The sequence below is a fragment of the Alkalihalobacillus bogoriensis ATCC BAA-922 genome, from assembly GCF_000621445.1.
Classification (GTDB): domain Bacteria; phylum Bacillota; class Bacilli; order Bacillales; family Bacillaceae_F; genus Bacillus_AO; species Bacillus_AO bogoriense.
Genome location: NZ_JHYI01000018.1, coordinates 130443 through 137447, shown reverse-complemented (window position 1 = coordinate 137447; position 7005 = coordinate 130443). Strand labels below are relative to the sequence as shown.

At 32.2% G+C, this 7005-nt stretch carries 9 protein-coding genes and 1 pseudogene; 4 read left to right on the top strand and 6 right to left on the bottom strand.

The features are described from left to right. From T323_RS29170 to T323_RS0109120, 3 genes and pseudogenes are all read left to right on the top strand, one after another. Positions 1 to 222: DUF5348 domain-containing protein (locus T323_RS29170; protein WP_026673006.1), on the top strand; the 222-nt coding region annotated here is incomplete at its 5' end. A gap of 109 nt (positions 223 to 331) precedes the next feature. Then, positions 332 to 620, top strand: a pseudogene (locus T323_RS29375) (IS1595 family transposase); the annotation flags it as partial. A 129-nt stretch (positions 621 to 749) separates the two neighbouring features. Beyond that, complete coding sequence (locus tag T323_RS0109120; protein ID WP_026673005.1) at positions 750 to 1022, top strand: YesK family protein; 273 nt, start codon at positions 750 to 752, stop codon at positions 1020 to 1022. Between the two features lie 442 nt (positions 1023 to 1464). Here the strand turns inward: T323_RS0109120 and T323_RS28805 are convergent, their stop codons facing one another. The 6 genes from T323_RS28805 to T323_RS0109085 form a co-directional block, all read right to left on the bottom strand. Next, positions 1465 to 1755: a hypothetical protein gene (locus tag T323_RS28805; protein WP_156942421.1), complete on the bottom strand. Its 291-nt coding sequence runs from the start codon at positions 1753 to 1755 to the stop codon at positions 1465 to 1467. Between the two features lie 329 nt (positions 1756 to 2084). Then, entirely contained in the window at positions 2085 to 2546 is a 462-nt protein-coding gene (locus T323_RS28345; protein WP_245613705.1) for a VOC family protein, read from the bottom strand. A gap of 411 nt (positions 2547 to 2957) precedes the next feature. After that, positions 2958 to 3500, bottom strand: coding sequence for a ribonuclease FAU-1 family protein (locus T323_RS0109100; RefSeq protein WP_026673002.1), 543 nt, complete (start codon positions 3498 to 3500; stop codon positions 2958 to 2960). 264 nt (positions 3501 to 3764) lie between these two features. Further along, complete coding sequence (locus tag T323_RS0109095; protein ID WP_026673001.1) at positions 3765 to 4142, bottom strand: hypothetical protein; 378 nt, start codon at positions 4140 to 4142, stop codon at positions 3765 to 3767. Between the two features lie 385 nt (positions 4143 to 4527). Then, complete coding sequence (locus T323_RS0109090) at positions 4528 to 4782, bottom strand: hypothetical protein (protein ID WP_026673000.1); 255 nt, start codon at positions 4780 to 4782, stop codon at positions 4528 to 4530. Positions 4783 to 4891: 109 nt separating this feature from the next. After that, a complete protein-coding gene (locus T323_RS0109085; RefSeq protein WP_026672999.1) occupies positions 4892 to 5200 on the bottom strand; it encodes a hypothetical protein in 309 nt (102 codons plus the stop codon). 512 nt (positions 5201 to 5712) lie between these two features. Here T323_RS0109085 and T323_RS0109080 point away from each other — a divergent pair. Further along, positions 5713 to 6921 carry an aminopeptidase gene (locus T323_RS0109080; RefSeq protein ID WP_026672998.1) on the top strand — a complete coding sequence of 403 codons (1209 nt, stop codon included), beginning with the start codon at positions 5713 to 5715 and terminating at the stop codon, positions 6919 to 6921. Positions 6922 to 7005: the final 84 nt, after the last annotated feature.

Below are 7005 nucleotides of genomic sequence, written 5' to 3'. Positions count from 1 at the left end.
ACTTATCATGAAGAGTTGGATTGTTGGGTTGTCATTTGGGGAGAAAATAAAGGGTATAAGATGCGTTGCGGAGACTGGTTTGATCTTCATCTAGGATATGGTCGGACGCTTCCTTGTCGCTTGGAACTTGGAAGGGATTGGTATATCCTTACTGGTCGAAATGACGTAAGGTTTTATCTCAAGAAAAATGAAACGTATCAAGTTGATGTGAAAGAATCTTAGGGGAGCCGTCAAGTGCTTCCCTTTCATTTTGGACAGTGAATCCGTCAGTTTTAGGACAATTAGCGCCATCAAGTTCCAGACACTTTGGAACGTCATTAACAATGAACATTTAAATGATTCTATCGGACATAAAATATTTAAAGAATTATTTTGTGCACCGATTCTTGGCGTGGCTTTAAAACGTATACTGCTGAAAAAGGAAGGATATTTATCAATTCAAATCAGATGGTAACGTTCTAACGGAAGGGTTGTATCGCAGAACGTTAATAACTACCATTGACGATTAAAAGGGTGGCTACAGCATTTTAATGGTGGTAATTGTCTAATTATAGCCTGGTTTCAAACTTTAGAAAAGTAAACACCTATAAAATGAAGCTAAAATTAACGACTTTATAATTTAAAGTAATTTAATTCCAAATATAGAAATTCATGATACAATTAGATTATGTAAGTTCACGAAATAATCTCATAACTTGACGATAGGAAAACATAAAATAATGCTTAATGTTGAATGGAGGTGAATTACAATGATGGTTATTGTACCTTTTCTAACGGCTCTGATTCCAGGCATTATTATTTTGATGCTTACCTACTGGTTGAGTAAAAAAGGGTTTCCCCTATTTATTAGAATCTCACCTGGAATTATAGCAATAATAGCTGCGCTTATCCTCTTCTTTATTGGATTCTTTAACATTAGAGGATTCGAAGGTGCAGCTTATGGCTTTCTTGCTATATCTATAGCGATTTTTTCCATTCTATCTTTTATAATTGTTAATAATGTTAAAACTGTTGCACGTTAAGTATAAACTTGCTAAAGGTAATTTATGGTTATAATGTATGGATTTTCAATGTACTCTTTAGTTGAGTATTCCTTTAATATCCACGAAGCGGACTTCTATTCAATTGGAAGTCCGTTTATTACATTATAAATCAACATTAAACTTTAACAGAGCCAAAGAAAAAAGGAACAGTTTCTCACTATATAATTCAGATAATGTGGAGAAAATCTAAAAAAAGTCAGTTTTAAGTATTCATGAGAGGTGTTGAGATGTATTTGAGGTAATGCTTCGGAACAATGGTGAAGAGGTGTGCTTAGGAGTTGTCATATCTCATAAAATGTCTCGAAGACGCTATTCCGTATTTGGTGTTTTTCTATGAAAAATATTCGAGTGAAGAACCCTATGAATATGGGAAAAGAATTGCTTATTGTGCTGAGAGCTTACTTCAAGATAGGCGTTTGTTTTATGTTAGAATTGACAAGAGCAAAAAGGAGGAACCTAAATTGTATAAAAGATATTCTTGAAGAAGTTTTACTCTTTTGATTTTAAGTTTACTGGCTTCTCTTTCTATGGTTTTTTTAGACCCAATTGCTACGGCAACAACAGAGCGAGTTGGTTTCTTGATTATTGTTTTTATAATTGTGGCTTCCATAACTTCTGTTGCACTTGCAGTTGTGAGTTTTGCAAATAGGAATGAAAAGAAAGGTATAGCTATAATTTCCTTGCTTTTAATCATTATAAATATATCAATCATTATTTTTTTCATGTGGTTTGGATCGAATTTCGTATAATATATAAATATCACTACGGAGTGCAATAGCTTAGGGCTGTTGGACTTGGCAGTTCTTGTTGTTGTTGAAGTACCAGCCGAATACTAAAAAAAATAACAAAAAACATTGAGTTATAATTCTAACGGGTATACTTCAAAGGTGAAAACAAACCATTCTCATATCCTTTTCGACGACTTGCTTCATCCGTATGAAGTGTACAGTTCCTATTTGATATTCAAGTAACTCCCGTTCAATAAGAAAGCGACCTAATCTGGTAGCTTTTGAAAAGTAGAATAGATTTTATTCATTTATATTACTTTTTTTCCAATACAGCGAAGTAATTCTCTTCATTATCTGCAAAGTTAAATACTCTACCAGATGGCATATTTACAATTTCCTCTACAGTGATTTTTTTATTTGTCAACTCACTGTGAAATTGTTCGAGATTCTCAGAGAAAAACATTAACATTTTATAATTAAACCCCATTGTTGAATAAGGAATATCACCATCAAAATCGATAAATGGCTCGTCTCTATACCAACTAAATCCTTTTTTACTTTCTGTTACACTTGCAACACCTAATGTTTTACTCTGTTCAAAAAAAACTATCGTTTCACCACTATAGTCCTCAACTGATAATAAAATTGCATTTGAACCTTCTTGTTCCAATTCATATTTAATTGCTTCATCCTTTGTGTTATACCATTTAGAGTTATCTTGGGTGCAACCTACCAAAAAAGTAATGAAAAAAAATAACAGAAATAGTTGCTTCAAAAAACCACTTCCCCAAAAAAGTTTACAGAAACTCCTCTTAGTTTAATTATGGTCTGTTCCAAAATAAAAACATTATCGCGGAGAATAATAAATAAATCACAAACAGCATCGGAAAAATAATTAATGAAATCCTTCCGAATTTATTCTTTTTACTAAACAAAGATAAAATAAACGAAAATATCAAGAAAATAAAACTAATTAACATTGTTATGCTATCTTTAATAAATGAATTTCCCGTTACTATATAGATAATAAAGAAAATAAGACCAATAATCAGACTAATAAAAGAAACCAACCCGATAGTACTCTGTTTATTTGGCAATTGTATCTCCGCCTTCCTGTGAGAATTTTCTCATATTAATAACGCATTAAATATCTTTTAACGATTTCTAGCCTATAGTTGAATAGTATCTACTTTAATATTTCAGACAAAATCTCCTTGTGATTATTTGAAAGTCTTATCAACTCGAAACTATCCGTACTTAATAAACTTTTAATGTTTTTCATTTCATTCCACGCCAAATCATAAAGAGTTTTATCAATAATTCCATCTGATAAAGCATTCTCTATTTCATCTGCATCCTTTTCAATAACTTCTCCAGTTGGCAATAGAACAATGTCTAAAAATAAATCGTCCATCCAAGGAACATCATTTTCAATTCCGTTACGCAGACATATATCGATATACCATTGGACTATATCTCCTTTGGCATTAAACATCGTTGTTACCGAATGTTTTTCCTCCAATGGAAATTGTTGCAACCACATATAACCATCATTTACAATACATACATTTTTTTCACCATATCTAACCGATAATGGTTCAGTTACTTTTATTGTGTTTAATAAAGTAATATACCCTTTGAATTCTTTGCTATCTATATATAATTGTGAATATTTCCTTTTAGTTACTCGTTTCCATTCAGAGCGGTCGCCAAACTTTCTTTTTAACATTATACTCACTCCTTGAGATTAATTAACTATTTACATTATTTTTATAAAAACTTAGTGGGTTTTGTTCAACTCTTTTGCTCGTTAAACAGGTAGTAAAACTCCCTATTCTAGGAAAGCGCGCGTTGGCATAACAAATTGCATTTCTTTATAGCTTTATCTTTCCGATTAGGAGCAGTTGAAGGTTGTTCTAACTACGCATTATCAATGAAGAAGGAGATATTTTCTGCGAAGAAAAAGCGCCACGGTAGGAGTTGAGTTGCAATATTATTTAGTTCGTCCAGTTAGTTCAAGGAATTTTTGATAGGCGTCTTCGTTTTGTACTAGTTTATAAAATTCTATCTCTTTTTGTTCTCTTAACATTTGGAGGTCAATAGTATCTTTTCCTGCGGTAGGTATGTTTGATGATATCGTTTTACGTAATAATTCTGTTAATGGCTCACCAATTACTCGTTTAAAATTAAAACCTAGTAATTGTAAAATGTTAAATGTTTCTTTGGACAATAATGGTTTCAATATATTGATACTCTGTATAATTTTTTCAGAGTTTTCTTGTCCACTTTGCTCCAATACTTGTTCTAACAATGGAACAATACTTTCAGTAATATATTCAATATCTTCTTCAGATATTGTTTTGGAAATCAATTGCTCTTCAAAATGCTTGGGATATTTGAATTAATTCGTTTTTTTCGGCAATTAATTCAGCAATAACTTCCTCTAATTTACTAATAGTTTCCTCGTTATTCCCCTTTTTTTAGCAACTCGAATTCTATCCCAAATTGACTCGACACTGTGTTTACCCACATTCTGCCATCTTTGCACCTAAATTAAGTAATTCTGTATTAGTCTCCATTCAAACAGCTCTCCTTTATCGAATCTATACTCCTTTTTAATCCTATATAACTGCTTTTTAGTTTAACACCATTTTCCAAGTGTGTGGTGTGCAAAAAAAAAACGAGCTGTCTCCATACAGCCCATAGTTTTACTAATGCCCCTTTTAGCTTAAGTAAAAATAATTCACAATAACTAATTACATCATTACAGCGGCAATATAAACATAAAGGAAGAATACAACTGGAATGAGAGTAATAATTAATCCTATTACCCTAGTTTTTAGTTTTAATTGTAAAAATAAACCGATTACCCAAATAAACAACCAAATAAAGATTGTGAAGTCATTGGTAGAACCTTCTCCAATCCCACTAAATCCATACCCAAGAATACTAGAAATCGTAACAAATAGTCCAGTAATCACATTTACGACAATTAACATTGTTTTGTTCAATATTCTAACCCCCGGATAATAAGTTTTTTTCTCATGCAATAAGCTGCTAGTTAACAGAATAAGCAATAACATTGTCAAACTAACGCAGGTTAGCTTAATAATTAAAATTTTACGTTTGTTCAGACTTATGCTTGTTAAATATTTTTATAATTATGCCAATAAAGAAGAAAACAATGGCGTTCGCTAATAAGCCGAGAAAAATGAACGCCCCTGCGTATCCTGCACCTTCGTGTGTCGATGTAGAGTCGAAAGTTCTACTAAGTTGCAAAAACAGATAACCTAAAGAAAATCCAACTATTGGAGCAAGAAACCCCATCAATATACCGGATAACCAAAAAGCCATTTTACCAGTCTTGTGAAAATGTATAGCTATTCCATCAAAAATTAAAATTAATGCCACAAGAATAAACAATATCAAAGCATCACCACTTCCTACATCATTACGGCAAACGAGGCCACCTTTTTCGCCTTTGGAAATTCAATCTTTCTTAAACTAACCGCCGTTTCTTTAAGTGTATTACTTCACATAACCTGTCAAAAACTTACTTAATTATAACATAAATTACAAAATTTATAACATGAATTTCCAAAAGTCTTTTACATGGAAAATAACATAAATGCAGAAAAAAGAATAATAATTTGCACCTTTTAATTTAGTAGTTACGTGTCATAAGGGGTTTTGTTTTCGAAGAGTAAATGACAAAAAAAATAAAATAGCGTACAAAATCGCTACTAATATTGTGCGTTTTCGAGGGTGTATAAACATTTGAGGAGTTGAGGGTATTATGGAATTTAATGTTAAAATAGAATAAGAAACTTTTATTCAATTAAATGGAAAGGTATGTAGTTAGTTTCAATCAGAGTGTTTAAATAGTAACTAGGTAGTGGAAATAAGGGTATTATCTAAATCATAGGGGAGGTGTGAAGGTTATGTCTTTAAATAATTATGCTAAAGTCATTGTGAATATTGGGGTTACAGTTGAAAAGGGAGATTTAATTAAAATCAATTTTTCACCAGAACATTTACCTCTAGTTCGTGAAATTTCAAAAGAAGCCTATAAAAATGGCGCGCAATATGTCTGTCTTAATCTGCGAGACTCTGAAGTTGAAAAGGTTCGAGTACGCTATCTAGATGAAGAGTTTTTAGAAGTTTACCCAAAATCAGTTGTTGAAAATGAATTGAACTATGCGAAATCTGGCTATTCAACTATAACAATAGTTGCACCGACGTTTTCGGATAAGGATTCTAATTGTATTGAAAGAACAATGATAGTCAATAAAACAAAGTCAATTGCTATGAGCCCTTGTAGAACTTATGGTATGGAACATCATAATAAATGGGTAGTAGTCAATGCGCCTACAAAGGAATGGGCACTACAAGTTTTTCCAAACTGTCCTGAAAATGAAGCTATCGAACTTCTCTGGAAATATATATTTGAAGCAACAAAATCGAATATGGAAAATCCTATATTATCCTGGAAGCAGCAAAATGGTATGTTGAAAAGCATAACAAAAAAGTTGAACAACTATAGATTTTCTGGATTGCGATTTGTTAGTGAAAGAACGGACTTAACGGTTAGGTTAGCCAACAACCATGTTTGGTTAGGTGGTTCAGAAACAACAAGAGATGGAAAGGAATTCATGTCAAATATCCCTGTTGAAGAAGTTTGGACAATGCCAAATAAGTATCATGTAAATGGAAATGTTACCACTACAAAACCAATTATTCTAGAAGGACAAACTATTCAAGAATTAAAGCTGTTCTTTGAAAATGGGAGAGTTACAAAAATTGAACCCGAACACGAAGGCTTTCTAAAGTTTCTTCAAACTGATGATGGCGCTGGAATGCTTGGCGAAGTAGCACTTGTTTCAGCGAATTCAAGTATTGCTAAAACCGGAATCACTTTTAAAAGTACTTTGTTTGATGAAAATGCAGCTTGTCATATTGCCTTTGGTCAAGCATACATTGATAATATTTTGGATGGGTATATAAAAACAGAAGAAGAGTTAACAGAGCTAGGTATGAATAAGTCTGCTGTTCATGAAGATATAATGATTGGTGACAGCTCCATGAGTGTGTTCGGATTATTAGAGCAGGAAGAAATTCTAGTAATGGAAAAAGGCGATTGGAAAATTTAAATTTAAGATATTCCAATTTTGATTATTACAAAAAGGATATGTTAAGAACTAAGGACTATGGTTGAATATACAGTGTACAGTTCT